This window comes from Cryobacterium sp. M91 (assembly GCF_002929615.1).
In the GTDB taxonomy this organism is placed as follows: Bacteria; Actinomycetota; Actinomycetes; order Actinomycetales; family Microbacteriaceae; genus Cryobacterium; species Cryobacterium levicorallinum.
Genome location: NZ_PJJT01000074.1, coordinates 72,411 through 95,966, shown reverse-complemented (window position 1 = coordinate 95,966; position 23,556 = coordinate 72,411). Strand labels below are relative to the sequence as shown.

23 protein-coding genes are annotated in these 23,556 nt (G+C 65.9%); 9 read left to right on the top strand and 14 right to left on the bottom strand.

The window, feature by feature from the left end:
* Nucleotides 1-247: 247 nt before the first annotated feature.
* From CXY80_RS19075 to CXY80_RS04645, 3 genes are all read left to right on the top strand, one after another.
* On the top strand, nucleotides 248-583 hold the full coding sequence (locus CXY80_RS19075; protein ID WP_233194983.1) for a hypothetical protein: 336 nt from the start codon (nucleotides 248-250) through the stop codon (nucleotides 581-583).
* Nucleotides 584-779: 196 nt separating this feature from the next.
* Nucleotides 780-2,285, top strand: coding sequence for a GntP family permease (locus CXY80_RS04650; protein ID WP_199182222.1), 1,506 nt, complete (start codon nucleotides 780-782; stop codon nucleotides 2,283-2,285).
* Nucleotides 2,286-2,290: 5 nt separating this feature from the next.
* On the top strand, nucleotides 2,291-3,115 hold the full coding sequence (locus CXY80_RS04645; RefSeq protein WP_104131774.1) for a DeoR/GlpR family DNA-binding transcription regulator: 825 nt from the start codon (nucleotides 2,291-2,293) through the stop codon (nucleotides 3,113-3,115).
* Nucleotides 3,116-3,126: 11 nt separating this feature from the next.
* On the opposite strand, the gene CXY80_RS04640 is transcribed toward CXY80_RS04645, so the two are convergent.
* The 3 genes from CXY80_RS04640 to CXY80_RS04630 form a co-directional block, all read right to left on the bottom strand.
* Nucleotides 3,127-4,584 (bottom strand): four-carbon acid sugar kinase family protein, encoded by a 1,458-nt coding sequence (locus CXY80_RS04640; protein ID WP_233194980.1) that lies wholly within the window; start codon nucleotides 4,582-4,584, stop codon nucleotides 3,127-3,129.
* Entirely contained in the window at nucleotides 4,581-5,354 is a 774-nt protein-coding gene (locus CXY80_RS04635) for an SDR family NAD(P)-dependent oxidoreductase (protein ID WP_092448216.1), read from the bottom strand. Before CXY80_RS04635 ends, CXY80_RS04640 begins: the two co-directional genes overlap by 4 nt.
* An 80-nt stretch (nucleotides 5,355-5,434) precedes the next feature.
* A complete protein-coding gene (locus CXY80_RS04630) occupies nucleotides 5,435-6,139 on the bottom strand; it encodes a FadR/GntR family transcriptional regulator (RefSeq protein ID WP_092448217.1) in 705 nt (234 codons plus the stop codon).
* 124 nt (nucleotides 6,140-6,263) lie between these two features.
* On the opposite strand from CXY80_RS04630, the gene CXY80_RS04625 reads away from it, so the two are divergent.
* From CXY80_RS04625 to CXY80_RS04605, 5 genes are all read left to right on the top strand, one after another.
* Nucleotides 6,264-7,094 carry an ATP-binding protein gene (locus CXY80_RS04625; RefSeq protein ID WP_199182221.1) on the top strand — a complete coding sequence of 277 codons (831 nt, stop codon included), beginning with the start codon at nucleotides 6,264-6,266 and terminating at the stop codon, nucleotides 7,092-7,094.
* A 7-nt stretch (nucleotides 7,095-7,101) separates the two neighbouring features.
* On the top strand, nucleotides 7,102-7,503 hold the full coding sequence (locus CXY80_RS04620) for a tyrosine-type recombinase/integrase (RefSeq protein ID WP_255411831.1): 402 nt from the start codon (nucleotides 7,102-7,104) through the stop codon (nucleotides 7,501-7,503).
* Between the two features lie 492 nt (nucleotides 7,504-7,995).
* Nucleotides 7,996-8,289 (top strand): helix-turn-helix domain-containing protein, encoded by a 294-nt coding sequence (locus CXY80_RS04615; RefSeq protein WP_369828626.1) that lies wholly within the window; start codon nucleotides 7,996-7,998, stop codon nucleotides 8,287-8,289.
* Nucleotides 8,286-9,533, top strand: a complete 1,248-nt coding sequence (locus CXY80_RS04610; RefSeq protein WP_104131771.1) for a type II toxin-antitoxin system HipA family toxin — start codon at nucleotides 8,286-8,288, stop codon at nucleotides 9,531-9,533. Before CXY80_RS04615 ends, CXY80_RS04610 begins: the two co-directional genes overlap by 4 nt.
* A 180-nt stretch (nucleotides 9,534-9,713) precedes the next feature.
* The gene (locus CXY80_RS04605) at nucleotides 9,714-10,226 is read left to right on the top strand and encodes a tyrosine-type recombinase/integrase (RefSeq protein ID WP_104131770.1); all 513 of its coding nucleotides are present in this window, start codon (nucleotides 9,714-9,716) and stop codon (nucleotides 10,224-10,226) included.
* 731 nt (nucleotides 10,227-10,957) lie between these two features.
* Here CXY80_RS04605 and CXY80_RS04600 read toward each other — a convergent pair.
* The 10 genes from CXY80_RS04600 to CXY80_RS04560 form a co-directional block, all read right to left on the bottom strand.
* Nucleotides 10,958-11,950 carry an acyltransferase family protein gene (locus CXY80_RS04600; protein ID WP_146070681.1) on the bottom strand — a complete coding sequence of 331 codons (993 nt, stop codon included), beginning with the start codon at nucleotides 11,948-11,950 and terminating at the stop codon, nucleotides 10,958-10,960.
* A gap of 151 nt (nucleotides 11,951-12,101) precedes the next feature.
* Complete coding sequence (locus CXY80_RS19400; RefSeq protein WP_158251566.1) at nucleotides 12,102-12,266, bottom strand: hypothetical protein; 165 nt, start codon at nucleotides 12,264-12,266, stop codon at nucleotides 12,102-12,104.
* A gap of 101 nt (nucleotides 12,267-12,367) precedes the next feature.
* Nucleotides 12,368-12,691, bottom strand: coding sequence for a hypothetical protein (locus CXY80_RS04595; protein WP_092448221.1), 324 nt, complete (start codon nucleotides 12,689-12,691; stop codon nucleotides 12,368-12,370).
* Nucleotides 12,692-12,773: 82 nt separating this feature from the next.
* Nucleotides 12,774-13,790 (bottom strand): hypothetical protein, encoded by a 1,017-nt coding sequence (locus tag CXY80_RS04590; RefSeq protein ID WP_104131768.1) that lies wholly within the window; start codon nucleotides 13,788-13,790, stop codon nucleotides 12,774-12,776.
* Complete coding sequence (locus tag CXY80_RS04585) at nucleotides 13,790-14,383, bottom strand: low molecular weight phosphatase family protein (RefSeq protein ID WP_104131767.1); 594 nt, start codon at nucleotides 14,381-14,383, stop codon at nucleotides 13,790-13,792. The genes CXY80_RS04590 and CXY80_RS04585 overlap by 1 nt, the downstream gene beginning before the upstream one ends.
* A complete protein-coding gene (locus CXY80_RS04580) occupies nucleotides 14,380-15,816 on the bottom strand; it encodes a polysaccharide biosynthesis tyrosine autokinase (protein ID WP_104131766.1) in 1,437 nt (478 codons plus the stop codon). Before CXY80_RS04580 ends, CXY80_RS04585 begins: the two co-directional genes overlap by 4 nt.
* A 107-nt stretch (nucleotides 15,817-15,923) precedes the next feature.
* Nucleotides 15,924-16,448 (bottom strand): hypothetical protein, encoded by a 525-nt coding sequence (locus CXY80_RS04575; protein ID WP_146070680.1) that lies wholly within the window; start codon nucleotides 16,446-16,448, stop codon nucleotides 15,924-15,926.
* Nucleotides 16,449-16,498: 50 nt separating this feature from the next.
* Entirely contained in the window at nucleotides 16,499-18,298 is a 1,800-nt protein-coding gene (locus CXY80_RS04570) for a DUF4012 domain-containing protein (RefSeq protein ID WP_104131764.1), read from the bottom strand.
* 62 nt (nucleotides 18,299-18,360) lie between these two features.
* Entirely contained in the window at nucleotides 18,361-20,277 is a 1,917-nt protein-coding gene (locus CXY80_RS04565) for a DUF4012 domain-containing protein (protein WP_104131763.1), read from the bottom strand.
* Between the two features lie 73 nt (nucleotides 20,278-20,350).
* Nucleotides 20,351-21,784 carry a polysaccharide biosynthesis tyrosine autokinase gene (locus tag CXY80_RS04560; RefSeq protein WP_104131762.1) on the bottom strand — a complete coding sequence of 478 codons (1,434 nt, stop codon included), beginning with the start codon at nucleotides 21,782-21,784 and terminating at the stop codon, nucleotides 20,351-20,353.
* A gap of 159 nt (nucleotides 21,785-21,943) precedes the next feature.
* On the opposite strand from CXY80_RS04560, the gene CXY80_RS04555 reads away from it, so the two are divergent.
* Entirely contained in the window at nucleotides 21,944-22,774 is an 831-nt protein-coding gene (locus CXY80_RS04555) for a CPBP family intramembrane glutamic endopeptidase (protein ID WP_233194978.1), read from the top strand.
* Between the two features lie 175 nt (nucleotides 22,775-22,949).
* On the opposite strand, the gene CXY80_RS04550 is transcribed toward CXY80_RS04555, so the two are convergent.
* A complete protein-coding gene (locus CXY80_RS04550; RefSeq protein ID WP_104131760.1) occupies nucleotides 22,950-23,498 on the bottom strand; it encodes a sortase in 549 nt (182 codons plus the stop codon).
* Nucleotides 23,499-23,556: the final 58 nt, after the last annotated feature.

Sequence of the window (23,556 nt, the reverse complement as noted above, 5' to 3'; positions counted from 1 at the left end):
ACGACCACTGCGAATCAGTAAGGAAAACGGTGCGAGTCACATCTAAATGCTCTCACAACCAACCCACTGGGTTAGGAGACACGCCCTAGCCGCCTAAACTCCCACTGGTCTCATTCGCCTTGACAAATTCCGGGGCCGCAACTGGACAGACGCGGTACAGAAGGCCGCTCTTGACCTACTCGCCACGGGGAAGACAACTGAGTTGAGCAGCACCGAACGGAGCCGACTGAAGCACCGCGTCCGGAGCTTGGACGTAGGCGCGCTCGCGGGCCAGGTCCTTCGGGACCGGGTCTCGCTGAGACGAGCTGCAAGCGACGAGGCCAAGAGTCGTTGCGTTTCCGTGCTGGCCAGTGAGCTTGGCCTCTCCGCTGGCGGCGGACTGGGCGTATTGGTCGCACATGACGCCAGCCGCGCGGCCAGAAAGTCTCGTCTGGGCCTCGATGACTCCGGCGATATTGCTGTCATTGAAGGCGACGAGGTACACCGCCGAGGGCTTGAAGCCCTGGCTCTCTACACCTACGGCGATGCGCGCGAATGCTCAGCCGCGACCCAATGGATCACCTCTGCCCAGAAAGCCGCATGAATGACCGCCCACTGATCAAGATTGCGAAGTCGGCGGGTCGGGATCGCTCGCCCCGAACTTGCGTAAATAATCCCACTAAGTGGATGAAATGCGCAGTATGACTCACTAAGTCGCTTGCTTTGCGCATCTTCATTAGACATACTGGGAAGGTCCGCGCGCTGCTGCCGGGCCTCGCCCTGCTCAAGGAGATATCACTGTGGATATAAGACTCATCGCCGCTCTCGTTCTAGGGATTGCGACGATCATCGTTCTGGTGCTCCGCACCCGCCTGGACGCCTTTGCAGCCCTCCTCGCGGCGGCTCTGGTAACCGGCTTCGTTGCCGGCCAACCGGCCCTCGAGATTGTCACCGCCATCACCACCGGGTTCGGAAACACCCTCGCGTCGATCGGTATTGTGATCGGGCTGGGAGTCGGAATCGGCAAGATCCTCGAAGTCTCCGGCGCAGCAAAATCACTGGCACAGGCGTTCCTGAAGCTCTTCGGAAAGGGCCGCGAACCCTGGGCCATGGGCAGCGTCGGCGCCATCGTGTCGGTTCCTGTGTTCTGCGACGCGGGCTACGTCATCATGAACCCGCTGGCCCGTTCAATCGCGCGGGTCAAGCGCGGGGGCTACGTGACCATCGCCCTCGCCCTCGGTGCCGGCATGACGCTCACCCACCACCTCGTGCCCCCGACCCCCGGTCCCCTCGCGGTGGCCGGCATCCTCGGCGCCGACCTCGGCATGGTGATCATCGTCGGCGGCATCTTCACCGTGCTGCTGCTGCCCGTCGTGGTGATGTATGCCAAGTGGGTCGGTCCCAAGCTTGAGTCCGCGGTGACCCCGGCGGTTCGCCAGGCCGTGTACGGCACTGCGGCCGTGACACAGCAATCGCACGGCGGCAGCGCGACGACGGCCACCGAAACCCTCGAGCGTGATGCTGACTCGACCGACGCCGGTGCACTCTTTGCTGAGCTCGACGCCGATGAAGAGCCCGACCTCGGCACGCCGCCCGCCGGCGCCAAGCCGCATCGCGTCAACGCTCTGCTCGCCGCGCTTCCCCTCGCCCTGCCGCTTCTGCTCATTCTGCTCAACACGGTGGGAACCGCCGTTGACAAGAGCACACAGGGCGCGCTCACGGGCGACTACACGCCCTCCGACTGGGTCATTCCCCTCGCCTTCATCGGTAACCCCGTGATCGCACTCATCATCGGCATGCTGCTCGCCGTCTACGTGCTCCTCCCCCGCTGGACGCCGCGCGGCAAGGTCAACGGCTGGCTCGCCGAGGCCGCAGCATCCGCTGGACTCATTCTGCTCATCACGGGTGCCGGCGGCGCGCTCGGCCAGGTTCTGCGCACCTCCGGAGTCGGCGACGCCCTCGCCGAAGCGATCGGTTCCACCAACCTGCCGGCCTTCCTCATCCCGTTCCTCATCGCGACCGTCGTGCGCATCGCCCAGGGTTCCGGTACCGTCGCCATGATCACTGCAGCCGCCGTCTCCGCTCCGTTGGTCACAACCCTCGGCATCGACCCCATCGTCGCCGTTCTGGCCTGCACCGCTGGTTCCATGGTGTTCAGCTACTTCAACGACTCCTACTTCTGGGTCGTCACAACCTTCACCGGTCTCGAAGGCACGAGCGCGCTCAAGGGCTGGTCGGGCATTACCACCGCCATCTGGGCCGGATCCATCCCGCTTTTGTTCCTCGCAAACCTGATCCTCGGCTAACGCTCATGGCGACCAGGCCCAGCCAAACGGATGCCCCGGCGCCGACCGATTACCGACGCGGCACCAGGGCGAGGCATGAACGACTCCTCGCTCTGGTGCGCGCCGGATCGACGGGGGTCGACGAGCTCGCGACCGCACTCCAGATCTCACGGTCCACCGTGCGGCGCGACCTGGCCCACCTCAACACCACCGGGGACATCACCCGCACCTACGGCGGCGCCAGCTCTGCCCCGCCGTTTAGAGAGCGTGAACTCAGCGACCGCGTCACCGTCGAGCACGCGGCAAAAGTAGCGATTGCTGCCCGCGCCGTCGAACTCGTGCCGCCAGGCGCCACCATCTTTCTCGATGCCGGGTCTACCTGCGGGGAAGTCGCTCGGCAGCTCTGGCACACCGAGGGCCTCACCGTGGTCACCCGAAGTCTCGATAGCGCGCTGTATCTCGCATCCGCTCCCGGCGTCGATGTCGTCGTCACCGGCGGCCGGGTCGCCCGCACCAGCCACGGGCTCGTGGGGCCACTCGCAGATCTCGCCCTCGGCCGCTACATGGTGGACATCGCCTTTCTCGGGGTCGACGCCGTTGACCCCATCGATGGCGTCGGCGAGCCGACCCTGTCTGAGGCTCAGGTTAAGGACACCGCGGCCCGCCGCGCGCGCCGCGTCGTCGTTCTTGCCGATGCGAGCAAGCTCGCCCGCGGCGCGGTACCGGCCTGGGCGCCACTGCCGCACGGGTGGACCCTGATCACTAACGAGGTCGACGACGACATCCTCGACCGTTACCGGTCGGAGGGTGTCGCCGTCATCTCGGTCAAGGTGGGCGCCGAGCCGCGCTGATCGAAGCGGGACTACTCCGGTGCCACACCAAACGCGCTGAGTGTGCGCACGACGGCGAGGAGCGATTCATCGTCGCCGACGTTGCCCGCAAACACGATGTAGGGGATGCCGGCCGCTGGCCCGTTCACCGGCTGCCAGAGCGAGACGATGCCAGGCAACATGGGCCCGCGCACGATCGCGTGGCGAATCTGCAGGCCGAGCGCGGCGACATCCGAGGAGGTGATACCGCCCTTGGCGATAACGAACCGCGGACGGATGCGCGCAACCACTCCTTTCACGACCTCGACAACCGCGGCGGAGACTGTTCGGGCGATTTGCAGACTGTCGGCCGGGTCGGTCGAGCTCACCAGCACCCGGCTGGTCTGCAGGATGACGTCGGCGCAAGCAAGGGCGTCGACCACACGGTCGACAACTACACGCAGGTCGGCCGGCGAATCGGGCGAGAGGAGCCCGGCAACGTCGATCTCAACCACCTGGGCCGCCGAGTGCGCGCTCGTGAGGGCGTCGAGCTGGCGAGTGGTCATGGCTACATGCGAGCCCACGACGATCAGGCCGCCCGCGCGGGCCGGAACGGTGTCGCCGAAGGCATCCGCTGCGCTGAGCGGTTGGCGTACGTCCTGGCCGATGCGCGCCCGCACAAACGGCGGACCCACCCGGTAGATCAGTCGTTTGCCGCGGCGCTCTGCTTCGTCAAGGCCGAGGGCCAGCAGGCGCAGGTCATTTTCGGTGGCCGCGTCGACGACGATCGGGGTTGCATCGGTGGCGGGCTCGATCGCGGCTGCGATCGCTCCGGGCCCGGCGCGCAGGATCGCCAAGTCGATGCCGATGACGGCCGACGCCGGCAGCCGTCCGCCGCTTTTTTCCTCGACGTAGTCGGCCAGGCGCGAGTGCGCGAAGGCGAACGTTGCGTCCCGGGCGAACTCGGTGTCGGCGATGGGAGTGAGCTCGTCGGCCGCGGAGCGCATGTAGTGCACCCCGCCGATGGTCACCCGCCCGGCATCAGGAAAGGCGGGGACGATCACCACGCCATCGGTCTGCACCCCGGCACGGCTGCGCAGCGTCTCGGCGATGACGTCGGGTTCGAGCGGAAAGTGACCACGCAGGGTTGAATCCCCCCGGCTGACGAAAGCCAGCGCAACCCCGTCGGCAGCGGCGAGCGCATTGGTGACGACCTGGCGGTTGCGCTCGGCGGCCGCGTTGGGTTCGAGGCTGCGCGTATTGGTGAGCACATAGATCGCCGGCGCCCCCAGGCCGAGCGCCCAGCGAAAGTCCGAGGGCTCCCAGTGGGTGAGGACCGGCAGGTCGGCTACCGACTGGGTTCCGGTGGGGTCGTCATCGAGCACGATCAGAACGCGACCGGTTGCGGCCACCGCGGCGGCGACATCCTGAGCCAGCACTTCCACTTCAGCGGGGAACCCCGCCAGCAGCTCCCGGGCGAGCATCCGCCCTGCGTCGTCGGTGGGGCTCATGAAACCTGCAGCCCACCGTTGATGTCGTAGGTCGCTGCGGTGATGTAGCCGGCGTCTGCACTCAACAGAAAGGCGATAAGCGCGGCGACGTCGTCGCGGGTGCCGACGCGTCCCATGAGAATATCGGCGGACATAGCGTTTTTGCGCTCGTCCGAGAGGGTGCCGCCCATGATGTCGGTGTCGATCGGGCCGGGAGCCACGGCGTTCACGGTGATGTTGTGCTGGCCCATTTCGCGGGCCAGGGCGCGTGTGAAGCCGATGATGGCCGCCTTGGAAGCGCTGTAGGCGACCTTGGAGTAGGTGCCGCCACCGCGCTGGGCGGAGATGGAGGAGATGCTCACGATGCGGCCGAGCTGACGCTCGATCATGCCGGCGAGCACGCGCTGAGAGACCAGGAAAGAGCCGCGCATGTTGATCGCGAAGACGCGGTCCCAGGCCTCAACGGTTTCATTCATGAATTCGGTGGGCGAGCTGATTCCGGCGAGATTCACGAGGCCCACGATCGGCGGCATCGCGGCCTCGATTTTGGAGATGGCCGCGTTGACCGAGTCCTTGTCCGAGACATCGGCAGCGACGCCAATCGCACGGATACCGCGAGCCGCCGTAATCGCGGCGGCCGCCTCTCGCGCAGCATCGCCGTCAATGTCGACGATGGCAATCGACCAGCCGAGCGAGGCAAGCTTGTCGGCCGTTGCCCGGCCGATTCCGCGTTCGGAGGCGGCACCGGTCAAGACTGCGGTGCGGTCGGTGGGAAAAGTAATGTCGCTCACGGGTCATTCCTTCGGTCGAGGGCCCACTTCTGTGTGGACCGCACCACCAGCCTAATAGATATCTGACGTCTGATGTCTAGCTAGGACTGCGCTTGGATGAAGTTCTCGTAGTCCGCAAAGGTCTGCTGAATATGCGCTTCCATGGCGCGGCGCGCCTCATCGGGGTTGCGGCTCGCAATTGCCGAGCGCACGATTTTGTGATGCGCGATGGCGTGTTCCTGCACCTCAGTGAAAGCGGATGTTTCCCGCCGCAGCGTATAGAGCAGCTGGCCGAGTTGTCCCATCAGAGCGGGCACGAAGGGGTTGCCGCTGGCCGCGAGGATGATGTCATGGAACGCGAGATCGTTCCGGGTGAGGCGTTCGAGGTCGCCGTCCACGTAAGCGGCTTCCATTTCGGCGATCGTCGCATCGAGCGACACGAGGTCGCTGTCCTGGTGGTTGCGCGCTGCCAGCTCGGCCGAGCCGGTTTCCACCATGCGCCGCACCTCGAGCAGCCGCAGCGGCACCTCGGAACTGCCCAGGTCGTGCGCGGCGGCGCGCAGGATCGCGTCGAGGCTCGACCAGTCCGAAGGTGGGTTGACAAAGGTGCCCAGCCCACGCCGGACCGAGACAATCTTCTGTGCCTGAAGGGTCTTGATCGCCTCGCGGGCCGTCAGGCGGCTGACGCCGGCTTCCTCGGCCAGAACCGCCTCCGGAGGAAGCATCTCATGCGCCGCGAACACCCCCCGCAGAATCCGGTCGAGGAGACTCTCCACCAGGTCATCGACCAGCGATATTCGACTCATGAAACCTATTCCTTCGTCCCGGCGCGGCGTCGGACTCTCGGTTCAGTGTATCGAGCCCCCTGATTGCGCGTCGATCGCAGCGCGAGCTTGCTCCCTCGATTCAAGGCTGGCCTCGACCAGCGGGGTGGGTGCGGCGGGCGTCGGCGAGACCGAGATCGACCTGGAAGGGTACGTGCAGGAGATTGTGGCCTCCGGCTTTCCGGGAATTCGATCGTTGCCCGGTCGCGCACGGCGTCTTCGCCTCGACGGCTACGTCCAACGCGTCGTAGAGCACGAGGTCGTGGACGAGGGGATGCTGCGCGGGCAACCGGCGCAGCTGAAGTCTTGGATGGCGGCATACGCCGCAGCGACCGGCTCCACGGCAACCAGCACCACTATTGCCCAAGCTGCCTCCTCTGGCAGCGATGTTCCCGCACGATCGACGACTGAGCGATATCGTGATGCCCTCACTCAGCTGTGGCTCCTCGATCCAGTACCCGCGTGGCATCCAGGCAACGACTTTGCACGGCTGAGCTTGTCCCCTAAGCACTTTCTGGCCGACCCAGCGCTTTCCGCGCGCCTTCTCGGTCTCGATGAGCCGCGGCTATTGGCTGGTGCGAGGACCAAGATGCTCGGGCCTCAGGACAGAACGGCGCTGGGCGCCCTATTTGAGGCGCTCGTCGCACTCAGTCTGCAGACCTATGCGCAAGCCGCAGAAGCCGTTGTCGAACACATCCGCACATCACGCAGAGACCACGAAATAGACTTCCTGCTTCACCGAAATGACGGAACCAATATCGCTGTAGAAGTAAAACTGACCGGCGCCCCAGACAGCAGCGACGTACGCCACCTTCTGTGGCTTAAAGAGCAACTCGGAGAAGACCTCACCGACATGGTGCTCATTTACGCCGGTTCACACGCGTACCGCCGGCAGGACGGCGTTGCCGTCGTGCCACTGGCGCTGCTCGGACCCTAATCCAGCTGTGTATCTTCGACTCACGGGCAAAGGCAACAAGGATGCGACAATGCCCCGACCGGAGCCGGTGCTGCGCGCCCTCCTCGCAGCCGCCCGCGACCGGACGACCGGCTCCGTCGTACTCACCAAAAGCGGCAAGGCACAGAACCGGCGCAGCGCGGACGGCCGCTGCAAGATCCTCGTCAAGCGAGCTGGCCTTCCAGCCGGAACCCACCCGCACCCGATGCGGCACGCCACCATCACGGCCGCGCTCGACGCCGGCGCACCACTGCGCGATGTACAAATATTCGCTCGGCACAGCGACCCACGCATCACTACGCGTTATGACCGGGGCCGGCAAAACCTAGACCGGCACGCCGCGCACCTGGTGAGCGCTTATATTGCTGAAGGAAGCATGCCCGCGTCGTGAGCATCCGCTTGAAATGAGGGCCCGCATGAGGATGGTTGACGGCAGCCATGTTGCGGCCTCGACGTCGATCGCTGGGACCTCGCTCCTCGACCGGGAGATCATTCAATGGATTCACGGTCATGCTCGCTCTTCTAATGCCCGGACCAGCCGGGAGTGCTGTTGGTCGGTGACGCGGCCCAGAGCCCGGGCGCTGCTGATGGCTTGGTTTAGAAGTCGACTGGGAACGCCGCTCTGAATCCCTTGGTCGATAGCCGTAGGAACGGTGACCGTGCGGATCCCCTCTCACCAGCCGATCTGGTCCGGAACGAGGTCGTCACGATGCAGAACATCGATGGGCCTACGGTTGGCGAGTTGAACAGTTTCGCCCGTGGGGACGCGTGCCGACACCAGCGGTCGTCGCGAGATTATGGCCTCCAGACAATGGCTAGTGCATCACCCACTAATTGCTATAATGGATTCGATACTCGTCAATAATGTCGGAGGTGTCACGTGGTGACAGAACTGCCCAGTGCCATCATCAGGTCCGCACGCGAGATCGGCCTGGACTTTGCCGGCTGGCGGAAGATTCTTGGACTCACGGCCGCCCAGGTCGCAGACCGCGCCGATATTACGAGAGACACGCTTCGTAAGCTTGAGCACGGCGATCCAACCGTGAGCTTCCACGTCGTGCTGCGCGTCTCCCGCGCCCTCGGCCTCCTCGAGACGATCACCGAGGCACTAGACCCGCTCGACACCGATCTCGGTCGCGCACGCGCCGGCCAGCTCGAGAGGAAGCGCATCCGATGACCGTCTACGACGCACTCGAAGTGCATCTTGAGCTGGCCGGCGAGACGCTGCTTGCTGGCCGCGCGCAGTTTCACCGCAGCCGCGGCACCCTCACCTCGACGACTTTTCAGTACGACCAGGCATATCTCGCTCACACCTCGGCGTACCAGCTCGACCCCGCCCTACAGCTCGTCTCCGGCGCCCAACAGACACAGGGCCTGCCTGGAGCATTCTCCGACTCGGCGCCGGATCGCTGGGGACGCAACCTCATCAAGAAGCGAGAGCGAGCCCTTGCGGGACTCGAGTCTCGCCGGCCACGTGATTTCGACGACGCGGACTTCCTGGCCGGGGTCAGCGACTTTACCCGCCAGGGTGCGCTGCGATACCGTGCTGAGTCGAATGCGGAGTTCCTCGATCCCGGCCACACCGTGCCGCGGCTACTGCGCCTTCCGGGACTTCTCCATGCAGCCGACACCGCTTCAAGTGATACGGGCCCCGACGGTTACGAGGCCGTGAAGTTGCTCCTGGCAGCTGGGACCGGCTCCCTCGGCGGCGCTCGGCCCAAAGCAGCTGTGCTCGACAGCGACGGCCGCCAGCTCATCGCGAAGTTCCCGCACCTTGAAGACGACTGGGACGTTATGGCCTGGGAAGCCACGGCACTGGACCTCGCCGCTTCGGCCGGAGTGACTGTTCCGCCCCGAAGGCTCGTTCGTGTCGAGGGGCGGCACGTGCTGTTGCTCAATCGGTTCGACCGCACAAAGACGGGCGACCGCATCGGCTACACGAGCGTGATGACTATGCTCGAGCACCGTGACGGAGATCATGCCGACTACGTCGACATCGCCGACATCCTTGCCGAGGTCAGTGCCCAGGCGAAAGAAGACTCGCGCCAGCTGTTCTGTCGCGTCGCAGTCAGCGTCGGGCTGAACAACACCGATGACCACCTGCGCAACCACGGGTTCCTCCACGGCCGCGGAGGATGGACGCTCAGTTCGGCGTTCGACGTGAACCCGAATCCGAATCCCGAGCTCCGCCAGACCACGATCGCGGGTGCCGACTCACCCGCTGACGAATCCGCAGGACTCATGGAGCTCGCCCGCGCCTGTCGGCTCTCCGCAGCCGAGGCCAGGGCGGTACTCGCTAACGTTGCCAACGAGATCACCAGGTGGCGAGACATCGCTATCGGCAACGGCGTGCCACAGTCGCAGCTCGCCAAGTTCGAGGAGTCATTCGCGAATGGCGTCAGCACCCTGAGAACGGCCTGACCTGGCTGCTACCGACCATCCAAGCGCAGAGGACCGCTGTGCCGGACCGTCGGGCCGCCATGGTCGGCATGCGCTTGTGTCGAGCCCGCGACTGCCTTGGCGGATGAAACACTCGCCCAGAGCGACGGAGAACTCACGCCCCTGGTCAGGGTTGGATGGGGGCACTTTTTGGTGTCTGTTGTGCGGCGTATATTCGCGTCGGCGTCGTGCCCGAGCGACGGCGCCTTGTTTGCACTCATGGGACGGATGGGCCTCCGCGTGAGCGAGGCCTGCACTGTGCAGATCGAAGACTTTCAGGACGAGGTCCGCGGACACCGCGCGCTTCGACTGACGGGCAAAGGCAACAAGGACGCGACAATGCCACTACCGGAGCCGGTGCTGCGCGCCCTCCTCGCAGCCGCCAGCGACCGAACCACCGGCCCCGTGGTGCTCACCAAGCGCGGCACGGCGCAAAACCGGCGCGGCGCGTACGGCCGCTGCAAGATCCTCGTCAAACGACCCGGCCTCCCCGCCGGAACCCACCCACACACGATGCGGCACGCAGCCATCACGGCCGCCCTCGACGCCGGCGCACCACTTCGCGATGTACAAATATTCGCCCGACACAGCGACCCACGAATCACGACGCGCCATGACGCTATGACCGGGGCCGGGGCCGCCAAAACCTGGACCGGCACGCCGCGTACCCGGTGAGCGCGTACATCGCCGGAGGAAGCATGCCCACGTCGTGAGCATCCGCTTGAAATGAGGGCCCGCATGAGGATGGTTGACGGCAGCCATGTTGCGGCCTCGACGTCGATCGCTGGTACCTCGCGCCTCGACCAGCGGGTGGTGGCGGCATCGTCGGAGCTGCGGCATCCGCTCTGATTCCGCTCGGACCGCCTATTGCGACGCGGGTGCGCGTTGACCGTTATCGCGACGGTGCGAGACCGAGTCATCAAAAGGGGTGCCGCACTTCCCCGCCTTCGGAAGGCTCGAATTTACAGTCTTCGGCTTCGTTAGCTATGTCGTAGCCCGCAGTACCACCGCAGGCGTCTAAGCAGTAGAGGCACGGAGGCCCGTTGCGATATCGGCCTTGGGACAACCCGTCAAACTGCCACGTTTGACGGCTGCGTCTTTGACGATCTCGAGCGGAGGAAGGTGTCGCGTTTCGCAGGCATAGTCACGGTGGTCGATGGCGGTCTCGGCAAGCTCGACCAGCGGAATTTGCGAGCACGACGATGAACCTTGGGGTTGAGGCGGTGGAGCTTGCACGCTTCGGCGGAGCCCACACTGCAAGATGAGGTCTTACGCTTCAGCCAAAACCTCCTGGATGGTCGGGCCGTTGGGGCATCCAGCCACACGACGACGATTCCTCTTGGCGGCCCCACCAAAGTAATACGATTTCGTAATAGCCGCGTGGTACTACTAAATCGTAGTAGCACTCACCTGTCGCTCGGTCGTCGGGCGGGAGTCGCGGCAGAACCGGTGAAGACGCTACCGAGCGGCATTCGACTAATGAAGTACGCGAATGTCCACGAAATCACGAGAACGATGAGGAAGACCACTACCGCGGGTAGGTCGATTGGGAACGCGCTGAACAACAAAATGAATGCACTGTGGGTCAGCACAACCGCGAGCCCGACGGTGGCCGCCCGCGTAACAGCTCCGGCAACCCGTGGCCTGATGGAAGCAAACACCCTTTGAAATAAGAGGACGAGACCTGCAGAGATGGCGCTGGCAACCACGACGCTCACGACAGGAGTGCCAAAATCACCCTGCTTCATGTCTAGTGGCTGCGAGAGGCCGGTAACGATGAGGGCTGCTGAGCCGGCCAGGAGGGCCACTGAAACCCAGCCCCTCGACTTGAGCCGCGGGGCGATCCGGCGAAAGGAAATGCCCGCGAGGATGAAGATCATGGCGGGCACGGCAACGCCCAGCGAGAAGGGGACGGCGGTCAATGCGTCGGGGGCGAGGTAGGCGACGGTCAACCCGGCACCGGCAACCGCCCAGGGTAGCCAGACGGGAAAGCGCTGCAGTGCACGAAGCAACAGGCAGGCGCCGAAGAGCGCGGTAACGAACCAGAAGGCGAAGAATGGTGCGCCCATGTAGGAACCGCCGAGCAACACGTTGCCTACCTGCAGAGCCTGCCCGTTTGCCCAGAGGTACGTGCCGTAGACGGCGCCGATAGCGAGCAGCCACGCGACGTAGGGCACGAGCAGAGTGCGTACCCGCTTGCGGAATTCGACGCCCAGCGTGCGTTCGTTGGCCCAGAGGTATCCGCTGAGAAAGAAGAACACGGGAACGTGCCAGGTGTAGAGACCCATGCGGGCGATGTCATTGCTCTGGTCCGACCAGACGTGCCCAGCCACGATGGCCACAATGCCGATAACGCGCAAGCCATCGATCGCGGCCGAGCGCATTCTTGTACTGTCCACCTGGCGAAGCCTAGGGCTCCGCGCTTCCAGCTCGCTGAACTTCTTCTGGCGAGCCGCACGGTCGCGCCACCCCGGGGTAGATTTTGTATTCTGACCCCTTTCCCCGAACCGTCGAGCAGTGAGTTGAGCCGGTTGTAACCGACGCGCGACTTTAGGGGCTCAGCGGAGCGATTTCAATGGCCTGACCTCGGTCTGCCCAGGCGATGCTGTCGGCGGGGCTCTCGGCGGGGCAGCACACGGTCACGCTGTCGGGCACGGTCGGTGACGGTTCGGCCGTTTCGCGGGTGGCGTCTTTGACGGTGAGCGCGAGCGGCACTCTGATCTACCTTTCCGACATGGAAGCGGATGCCGTGACGACTGTTGCCGCCTCGCTGGCCTCGACCAGCGCGGGGGCGGGGCGGCCAGCCGGAGAGGACGCTAACGGGAGTCGCGGGGCGGCCAGATGCCGTCGCATCCGTTTTGGAGACAGACGAATCGCCAGGTCTCTCCGTCGGAAACGGCCCCCATGCGCATCAGGCAGCGGGGGCAATTGGGCGGGCTCAGCTCGAGCGGAGCATCGCTGGCCAGCTCGGCCTCGGAATAGGGCGGGCCGAAGTAGAGCTGCGTACAGCCGAGATTCGTGCAGCCGTAGTCATAGCCGTCACCGTGCCAGGAAACCTCCATGGCGTCCCCGCACTGCGGGCAGAGGCGCGGACGTTCCACGTCTTGCTTCTCGAACAGCCACGAGACGTTGTCGTCCATGGAGTGAGACTAGTCCCGCTGGCAGGGGTGTGCTGGGGATTCTAGGAACTGTGGAGAAGTGGGCGCCGCATACTCGGGGCAACTAGAGCCAGGACTGGCCGGCGTCGGTGGAGCGCAGGGTGAGGTCGCCGATCCAGAGCCAGAGGGTGTCCTCGGCGGATGCGACCGCAATGTTTGCGGCCAGTTCGGCGGGAGCTTCGTCGGTGGCGTAGCAGCCAGTGGTGCTCGCGCTTAGTGCAGCGGTCTCGGCGGCAGGGTCAGTGGCAGGGTCGAGCACGCCGACGTCGACGACGCTAAGGCCGAGGCACGCGACCGAGCCGGAGTCCGCCGACGAGGCGGCCGGGTCCCCCGCGGCCAGGGCGATGTAACCCCGGTCGGTTGCGGTGAGGGTGAGCACTCCGGGGACGGTCAGGGGCGCTGACCAGGAGGCGGCCGCATTCGTTGTGGCGAAGATGCGTGAGTCGGCGCAGAGAACGGCGGCGGAGTCAGCGTCGGCCGGACTCGCAGCGAGGGCGACGACCGCGTCGCACGGCGCCGAGGCCAGGCCGTCTGGTCCGTGCACGGCGGCGCGGTCGGCCGGGTCGACGTACCACGCGTCGTCGAGCTCGTCGGGGTAGCTGGAGTAGTTGTCTCCGGCGACGAAGGTCTTGACGAACTGCGGGGCGCAGTCGTCGTCGAGGCCGATGAACTCGGCGACCGATTCGCTCTGGGCCGCGATGGACTGCAGGGCGGTGACTCCGGAGCGGCCGGTGGCGTCGGTGGCGGTCCAGCTGGATCCGGAATCGGTACTGAGTTCGGGTGCGGCCGGGGCCCTGCAGGTTCCGGTGCTGGCACGCCAGGCGGCGGTGGCCGACACCGCGGAGAGCAGGCGGGTGGCCGGCAGGGGCATCACCGTGGGCGCGGCCGTTGGCGAGGTCGTCCGGGTGGCGCTCGGCACGGGAAAAGCGGATGCCGTGGCGGCCGGCTCCGAAGACGCGTCGGCGGCAGCATCAACCGAGGTCGAGGTGAGGGCGCTCGTGATGAGCACGGCGTCGATGAGCAGGAAGAGTCCGATAGCGGAGTAGGCGATGATGCGACGCCGGCGGGGGTGCTGGGTCATTAGGCTCCGGCCGCGATCAGGGCGGCGGTGATCGTGGTGACGGAGGCGTTGATCGCGGCGGCGGCGCGGTCATAGACGGCAGCGGGCTGGCGGTAAGGGTCCTCGACGTCGTCGAGGGTCGGCGGGTTAGGCGAGGGGTGGAGTCCGCGGGTCGAGGCGACGGACGCGACGAAGGCGGGGAAGTCGAGGCCTGTTTGGGCGTCAGCGCGGGAAGTGTCAGCGGCGAAATCTTCGGCTTTGGCCGGGGCCACCAGGCGGGCGAACTGGTTGAGGGTGAAGGTGTAGCGAGTGGCTTTGGGCAGCAGGGTGACGACGTCTCGACGGTGATCGCGGGTGGCAGCGAGCACGAGGTCGGCGTCGGCAATGAGCTTCTCGGTGAGCTGCCGAGCGACGTGCTCGGTGTTTGACGCGCCGTATTGCGTCGACAGAGCGGCGGCTTCGGGCGTCATGGCGCTGCCCGTCATGGCGTGGGTTCCGGCGCTCGTGACCACGGCATCGATGTTGGCGTTGCGCAGGTTTTCCCGCAGCAGCTGCTCCCCCAGTGGCGACCGGCAGATGTTTCCGGTGCAGACGATGAGGATGCGGGCGGTCATGCTTTGGCCCTTGATCGGCGCGAGTAGGCGGGAGCGATGACCTCGGGGGCCGAACCGGTGTCGCCGTAGGTGTGTCCGTAACCGTACTGGCCGTAGTGGCCGTAGCCGTAGGCATCCGGTCCCTTGGTCGGCAGCATGGTCATGACGACGCCGCTGATCGGAGCGCCGACCTTGTCGAGCGCGGCGATGGCTCCGGTGAGCTGGTTCTTCTGGGTGCGTCCCGCGGCGACGATGACAATGGCGCCACCGACGCTCTTGGCGAGAATAGCGGCATCCGTTACGGGAAGCAGCGGCGGGCTGTCGAAAATGACGACATCAAAGGTGCGGTTGAACTCCTCGATGATCTGCGCCATGCGCGACGACCCGAGCAGCTCGCTCGGGTTCGGCGGAATGCGCCCGGCGGGCAGCACGAACAGCTGACCGCTGCCCCAGGGCTGAATGACATCCTCGAGTTCGGCTCGGCCGACGAGCACGTCGGTGAGGCCGACACCGCCCTCGATGTTCATGTAGTCGGCGACGCGCGGTTTGCGCAGGTCGGCGTCGACGAGCAGAACGCGGGTGCCGGCATCCGCTAGCGAAATGGCCAGGTTGGCGCTCGTGGTGCTCTTGCCCTCGCTGCCGATCGAGGAGGTGACCACGAAGCAGCGGTCCCGCCGCTCCACGTCAAGGTACTGCAGGTTGGTGCGCAGCGTGCGAAAGGACTCCGCGCGCGGGCTGCGCGGGTCGGCGTGCACGATGAGCGGGCGCTCGGTCGCCTTCGGATCGAAGACGATACCGCCGATGATGGGCAGCGCGGTGACCTGTTCCACATCGCGCTGGCTGCGAATGCGGGTGTCGAGCGTTTCGCGCAGCACCGCGAGGCCGACGCCGAGGGCGAGGCCCACGAGCGCGCCGAGCGCAATATTGAGGGGAACGTTCGGGGCGACCGCAGCGGACGGAACGCTGGCCACCTGGATGCGGGTGAGTTTCACGGTGGGCGCCCCAGTGACCGCGTCGCGCTGCTCGATCTCCTGCACGCCAACGGCGAGGCTCTCGGAGACCGCGTTGGCGATGTCGGCGGCGCGGCGCGGGTCGTCGTCGGTGACGGCAATGTCAATGATCGCGGTATCGAGCGGCGCCGACACAGCGATGTTCCTGGCGAGTTCGGCTGCGGTCTGGTCTAGCCGGAGGGTCTCGATGACCGGCAGCAGCACCAGCGGTGAGACCGCGATGCCGGAGTAGGTCTTGACCCGAGCGACCGTGAAGCTCGCGCCCTGCACGAGATCGCTCGTGCTGCCGCTGGACTGTGTCGATACGAACACCCGGCTCGTCGCGCTGAACGTCGGTGTTTGCAAAATTGAGAAAACGGATGCCGCCGCGACGGCCACGAGGGTCAGCGCCACGATGAGCATCCAACTCTTCTGAAGGATGCGGATGTAGTCGCGGAGTTCCACGCTGCTACCTTTCGTTGCGATACAAAGTTGCCAACCAGTAGCTTGACACAGGTGAAAGGGCCACTTGGTTGCGCAAGCGGCCCACAATCAGGGGGTGAGCTGTCGAATCAGGCGGTGGTAGCGCGGCGGCGCAGGGTGACACGGAGGGTGATGACGAGGCCCAGGCCGAGCAGCAGGGCGCCGGCGGCGCTGTAGATGAGGGCGGTCGGCACGTCGAATCCGGCGGTGGCGAGGCCGGCTCCGTCGGCGGCAACGACCGTTATCGTGGCGGTGCCGATGTTCTGCGAGCTGTCTCCGATGGCGGTGAGGGTGTACGAGCCGGTTGCGTCGTTCGGCAGGGTGACCTTGAAGTCGAGGGCGCCGGTACTCGTGGCCGCCTTCTGGGTGTCGACGGTAGCGGAACGCAGCGTGGCCAGGGTGGCCGAGCCTTCGCCCGACACGGCGATCGAAACCTGCTCCTCGGCGGTGAAGGCGTCGTGATCGAACGCTACTCTCACCGTGCTGCCGGCGGCCTGACTACCGGAGACGGTGATGAGGTCGGCGGCCACGTACCCGGCGGCGTGCGCGGCCACTGGACCGGCCAAAACGGCGACTCCGACGAGCGCGAGCGTGGCAAGAACTTTTCTAAACAAGACGAATCCCCCGTAGTGCATTGTGTGGCAGGAACGCTCTGGGCGAACCCCTAGCAAATGAAGTCTAGTGATGCCGTGTCGTTGAGCGCGATCAGTGGCGTGCTGCGCAGCTCGAGATCGCCGGAGAATGGCTCCGGGCCGAGCCAGTTGAAGCGCAGCACTGTACTTTCACCGGGTGCCAGTTCGATCGCGATGGTGCTCACCGGGTAGGTGGCATCGGCCGCCGGATGGTACGGCGCCTCAGCGCCGTCGCGGGTGAGGCCGAGGTTCTGCACCTCGGGGGTTCCATAGGCCGAAACAACGGTCTTGATGCTGCCGAGGGGCACGTCGAACACGCCGCCGCCGGTCACGTACGCGGGGAGGCTGGTGGCGGCATCCGCTGGTGCGGTATTGCTGAGGGTGACCTCGAGCGTGTACTGCGGGCGCAGGTCTTCCCGGCAGGTCTGCTGGCCGAGGGCGGTGGAGACGTCGAGGTAGAGGTCCATTTTGGCGCCGGTGCCGTCGTTGAGAAAGAGGCCGAAGCGATTGGTCTGGTCGTCACTGACCGGCCGGGCGCCGGCCAGGGTGGTGCCGGCGAGAACGGTCTGCTCGGTCTCGTCGGCGTTCCAGACCAGCACGCGGTGTTCGGCTCCAGCACGGGCGAGTGCGGCGAGGAGTTTGGTCGGGTCGGCGCGGCCGCTCTTCACGGCGTCGAATACGGCGCCAGCCGCGACCGCGAAGAAGGCGTCCTGCTGAGCCGGCACTTCGTAGCGCGCGTAGACATCGCTCAGCAGCAGCTGCACGGCGTTGTCGGCGGTGAGTTCGTCGCCGGTGGCGAGGGTGATCGGGCCGGTAGCATCGAGCAGGTAGCTCAGCGCGACCGGGTCGACCGAGAGCACGCCGTTGGCTTCGAGGCCGAATTCGAGGCGCCACATTTCGCGGGCGAGCGCACCGGTCTCTGCGAAGTCCGGGGTCATCGTGACGTTTTGAATGAATTCGCCGGTGATGTCGCCGTAGATGGATCGGGTGGCGTCGCTCAGCGGCAATACGGGGGCTTCGTACTGCGGAAAGGAGCTCGAGCTGGCCTGTTGGGTGAGTTCGATGCCTCCGTTGTCGGTGTGCAGCAGGGCGAGCGCGCCGGGGATACCACCGGTGGAGCGCAGTTCGGCCGGGTTCTGAAACAGCAGAATGTAGTCGCGCGGTGCCGTCGCACCGAGCATGGCCGGCAGCAGGGTGACGGCGCGGTCCATGGCGTCGAGCGTGACCGCGGTGTCGTTGGTGACGGTTTGCAGCCGGGTGACAGCGTCGCGCACGGCGTCGTGCACATCGTCGGTATTGATGGCATTGACATCTTCTGCGGCGCTGGTGAGCGCGGTGTTGGCCTGCACGACGGGCGGCTGTGCGTCGAGCAAAGGTTGCAGGGCGATAGATCCGTCGACGGGCTTGAACGCGTTCAGGTCGAGGGTGCCGGCCAAACCGGCCAGCGGGGTGACGACGTTCTGGGCGACATCGTCGACGACGGCGGCCAGTTCGCGCACGGCCGTGAGGTTGGGGCCGAGGAACGGGAGCATTTCGTAGCTGCCCCAGATCGGGTCGCTCGTGCGCGATCGCGCTGTCGCCGCGAATTCGGCCAGGTCGGCGGCGGTTTGGGCCGCCTGTTCACCGTTACCGGCGAGGATCTGGTCTTGAATGGTCGACGCGAGCGGAACGGCAGCTTCGAGGGCGTCTTTGGCCTGCAGACCGCGAATGCCGACCCAGGCGGTGGCCGCCACGACGATCACGAGCAGCCCGAGTGCGGAGAGCCCGACGATGGTTCGTGTTTTTTTCGGCTTTTTCGCGGGTGCGGCGTGCGCGGAACGGGACGAAGACATTGCCCTATTCAAGCAGAGCGCACCAGCCGGTTAGCGCCTGCGCGGTGAATTGCGAGTCGACGCTAACAACTGAGGTCGAGCTTCTCGGTTTCGTACAGCGTTATCAACGGGGTGCTGCGCAGGGCGAGATCACCGGTGAACGGCCCGGTGCCGAGCCAGTCAAAGTGCAAAACGGTGCTTTCGCCGGGAGCCAGTTCGAAGACCAGCGACGTCACCGGATAGCTGGCATCGGTCGCGGGAACATGTTCCGCGTCGACGCCGTCCCGCGTGACACCGAGGTTGTACATCGTCGGAACACCGTAGGCCGAGACCATGGTCTTGATGTTGCCGAGCGGCACTCCCGAGATGCCGCGGCCGGTGACGTAGACGGGAAGGGAGGTGGCGGCATCCGCTGGTGCAGTGTTGGTGACGGTGACCTCGAGCGTGTATTGCGGGCGCCGGTCGGTGCGGCAGGTCTGTTGGCCGATGGCGGTTTCAACGTCGAGGTAGAAGTCCATTTTCGCACCGGAGAGGTCGTTGATATAGAGACCGAATCGGTTCGTCGAATCGTCACTGAACGGGCGGTCGCCGGCGAGGGTGGTGTCGGCGAGCACAGCCTGTTCGGTCTCGTCGGCGTTCCAGACCAGCACGCGGTGTTCGGCTCCGGCGCGGGCGAGCGCACTGATGAGTTTGGTCGGGTCGGCGCGACCGCTCTTGACGGCGTCGAACACGGCGCCGGCGGCGGCCGCGAAGAAGATGTCCTGCTGCTTCAAGTCGTCATAGCGCGCGTACACGTCGTGCAGGAGCAGTGACACCGCGTTGTCGGCGTTGAGTTCGTCGCCGGTAGCGAGGGTGATCGGGCCGGTGGCATCGAGCAGGTAGCTCAGTGCAACCGGGTCGATCGAGAGCACGCCGTTGGCTTCGAGGCCGAATTGGAGCCGCCACATTTCGCGGGCCAGGGCTCCGGTTTGGGCGAAGTCGGGCGTGAGGGTGACATTTTGGATGTATTCGCCGGTGATGTCCCCGTAGATCAGGGTCGTGTCGTCGCCGAGCGGCAGCACCGGCGCGGCAAACGGGTCAAAGTCCTCAGCGGTGGCCTGCTGGGTGAGTTCGACGCTGCCCTGATCGGTATGCACCAGGGCAAGAGCACCGGGGATGCCGCCGGTCGCGCGCAGCTCGGCCAGGTTCTGAAACAGCAAGATATAGTCGCGCGGAGCGGCCCCGCCGAGCATGGCCGGCAGCAGGGTGACGGCGCGGTCCATGGCGTCCAGGCTGCTCGCGGTCTGCTCGGTGACGCTCTGCAGCCGAGTGACGGCGTCGCGCACCACGGCGAGTACGTTGTCGGTGTCGATCGCAGTGACATCTTCTACGGCGCGGGCGAGGGCTGTGTTGGCCTGGTCAACTGACGACTGCGCGTCGAGCAGGGGTTGCAGGGCGATCGATCCGTCGACGGGCTTGAACGCGTTCAGGTCGAGGGTTCCGGCCAGACCGGCCAGCGGGGTGACGGCGTTCTGGGCGACATCATCGACGACGGTAGCGAGTTCACGCACGGCCGTGAGATTCGGTCCGAGAAACGGCAGAAATTCGTAGCCGCGCCAGATCGGGTCGCTCGTGTGCGACCGAGCTATTGCCGCGAATTCGGCCAGGTCGGCAGCGGTTTGGGCCGCTTGTTCACCGTCGCCGGCCAGGATTTCGTCCTGAATGGTCGACGCGAGCGGAACGGCGGCTTCGAGGGCGTCCCTGGCCTGAAGACCGCGAATGCCGACCCAGGCGGTGGCCGCCACGACGAGGATGAGCAGGCCGAGGACTCCCGCGATGGTGCGGCGGCGCGTGGGGGATTTTGGGGGTTCCTCGGCCGAGGCGGCATCGGGAGTGACGGGGTCAGGCCGTGCAGCCTCGGAAACTTCGGAAACTTCGGGCACAGCGGAGGCTGCGTCGGCCGCGTGCGGCGCGGGGTCATCAGAGTCGGGTGCAGGCCGTGCCGAGTCTGGAGAGGGCATGGCCCTATTCAAGCAGAGCGCGGGACCGGCCAGGACTTGACGCGCGCACCTGCACACGCCCCGCTCGGGCTGGCTAGGACTTGACGCGCGCGCCGCGGGCGCGGGCCGGTTCAGCCGGGATCGAGGGCGCGATGGCCTCGGGATCACCGTAGCTATAGCCGTAGCCGTAGTGGCCGTAACCGTAGGCATCCGGGCCGCTGGTGGGGAGCATGGTGAGTACGAGACCGGAGATCGGCGCCCCGACGTTGTCGAGGGCGGCGATGGCTCCGGTTAGCTGGTTCTTGTGCGTGCGACCGGCGGCCACGACGATGAGGGCGCCACCCACATTTTTGGCGAGGATCGCGGCATCCGTTACCGGCAAAAGCGGCGGTGCGTCGAAAATGACCACGTCGAAGGCCCGGTTGAACTCGGTGATGAGCTGCGTCATGCGGGTCGAACCGAGCAGTTCGCTCGGGTTGGGCGGCACGTGGCCGGCTGGCAGCACGAACAGCTGGGCCTTGCCCCACGGCTGAATAACGTCGGCCAGATCGGCGCGGCCGATGAGAACGTCGGTGAGGCCGACAGCGCCCTCGACGTCCATGTAGTCCGCGACCTTGGGGCGGCGCAGGTCGGCATCGACGAGCAGCACACGCGATCCGGCGTCGGCCAGGGCGATGGCGAGGTTGGCGCCCGTCGTGCTTTTTCCTTCACTCTCGATCGAGGAGGTGATGACGAAGGAACGGTCGACCCGGCCCACGTCGAGATACTGCAGGTTGGTGCGCAGGGTGCGGAACGACTCGGCGCGCGGGCTGCGCGGGTCGACGTGCACGATGAGCGGTCGTTCTTTGGCCTTGGGGTCGAAGACGATGCCGCCGAGAATGGGTAGGTCGGTGAGCTGCTCAACGTCGTGAGTATTGCGGATGCGCGTCTCGAGGGTTTCGCGCAGCACCGCGACGCCGACGCCGAGGGCCAGCCCCACGAGCGCTCCGAGGGCGATATTGAGCGGCACGTTGGGACTGATCGGCGCGATCGGAACGGTCGCCTCCTGCGTGAGGGTGAGCTTGACCGGCGAGGTCGCGTCGACCGTGTCGGGAGTTTCAATCTCTTCAACGACGACGGTAAGGCTGTTCGAAATGGCGTTGGCCGTGTCTGCGGCCCGCACCGGGTCGGTATCGGTGACGGTCACGTCGATGATCGAGGTTTCGAGCTGTGCGGCGGCGGCAACCTTCTTGGCCAGCTCGGCGGGCGTGATACCGAGGTCGAGGCTGGCGATGACGGGAAGCAACACGATCGGGGTGGTCGCGAGTTCGGCATAGGTCTTGACGCGCGCGACCGAGAAGTTATTGCCCTGGGCGAGGTCGGCGGTGGACCCGCTGGACTGCGTCAGGGTGACCACCTTGGACGTGGCGCTGTACTGTGGCGTCTGCAGAATTGAATAAGTGGATGCCGCACCAACGGCCACCAGCGTGCACAACACGATGAGTACCCAGCTCTTGCGCAGAATGCGAATATAGTCGCGAAGTTCCATGCTTGGGCGATCCCCTCGTGTCGAGGAATACAACCCGTACTGCACCGCACGAACGCGCGGTTCCCCACTTCTGAGGGTACCGAACTTTGAAACTCGCGCCGACCGGCGATGGGTGCCGGTAAATTGGGCCTTATGGGGAAAGTGGTTGTGCAACAGCCTGTGAGCGTTCTAATGCCGGCGGGCTTCGGCCTTGTGGTGGCCATTGTGCTGCTGATATCGGCCGATTCCACGTCTTTCGGGGACGCGAATGTGGCGAATTTGCTGGGGTACCTGTGCGTGTGGGTTCCGATGCTGGTGGCGATTGGGGTGGCTGGGGCTGGCGTGGCGCGCGGCGGCTGGGGCTCGGCGCTGGATGGGCCGGGTCCGGCGGTTCGTAGCGACGCGGCTGCAGCTGGAGCGGTTTCAAACCCGACGGGGGGTTTCGACTCTGCTCCTGCTCGGGCCGGCGGGGGCGACGCGGGGAACGGCATCCGCTCTAGAAAAAGCCTGCTCCGGCTGTCGATTCGGCCAATCGACCTGATCTGGGGACTCGGGGTCGGCCTGATGGCTCGCACGGTGGCGAGCCTGATCGAGATTCTGGGCTTCGGCAGCATCGGAACTGCCGGCGCTACCTTCGGCGAGACCGTCTACAACGGCTGGTGGCTGTTCGGCGCGCTGCTGGCCCCGCTGCTGCTGGCTCCGTTCGTGGAAGAGCTATTCTTTCGCGGGCTCGTGCTGCGGGGCGTCTATGCGCGAGTGACGGCGCTCGGCGCCGTGCGCTGGGCCGCGCCGACCGCGGTTGGCGTGAGCGGGCTGACCTTTGCTCTGATGCACCTTGTGACCATCGACCCGGGAAACACTGCGACCGTGGTGGTGGTCGGAGTTTCGACCCTGATTTTCGGGCTCGCCGCGGCTGCGCTCGCGCTGGCAACCGGACGAATCGGCGGCGCGATCGTGGCGCACGTGACGTTCAACGGGCTCGTTATCGTGCCGACGTTGCTGGGGATCTGAGCCTCTTTTGCGTGGGCGCAGGCTGCGCGGCACAGGCCCCCGCAGGCGAAGATGGCCGAGCACCAGGCACGCGCCTTCGTCCTTGCGGGCGGGCCCGGGGACAGACGAAACGCCCCGACACCGGATGGTGTCGAGGCGTTTCGGTGAGTCGCCCGGGGCTACTCGGAGAAGCGAATTACGCGGCAGCGTGCTGACGACGAACCGACACGCGCACGAGAACGAGTGCGAGGCCGAGAACGAGAACGCCAGCGGCGCCCCAGATGACGAGGACCGGAGCGTTGAAGCCGGTGGAGGCGAGGCCCTTGTCGGTGGTGACAGCGGCGGTCCCAGCGTCAGCGGCAACGACGGCGAGGGTCGCGGTACCGACGATGCCGGACGTGACGCCGCGCGCGGTGACGGTGTAGTCGCCGGTGGCCTCGGCGGGAATCGCCACGGTCACGGTGACGGCGCCGGCGCCGGTGGCCGTCTTGGTCAGGGTCGACGTGACGGCGGTCTTGACTACCGACAGGACGGCGGTGTGTGAACCGGTAACCGAGAACTCAACGTCTTCGCCATTTGCGAAGGCGCCGTCGTTGAAGGCAACGGGCGTGGACTCGCCGGCTTCAGGCGCAGCCGCAACGGTGACGAGCGAGTCAGAAACGTACTCGGCGGCGTTGGCGGCCGGCGCGAAGGCGAATACGGCGATGACGGCGAGTGCCGCCGTGGCCAGGCTTTTCTTGAACATGATGAGGGTCCCCCCGGTATTTAGATGGTTTATACGCCGTAGACGGCGAGTCCCGGCA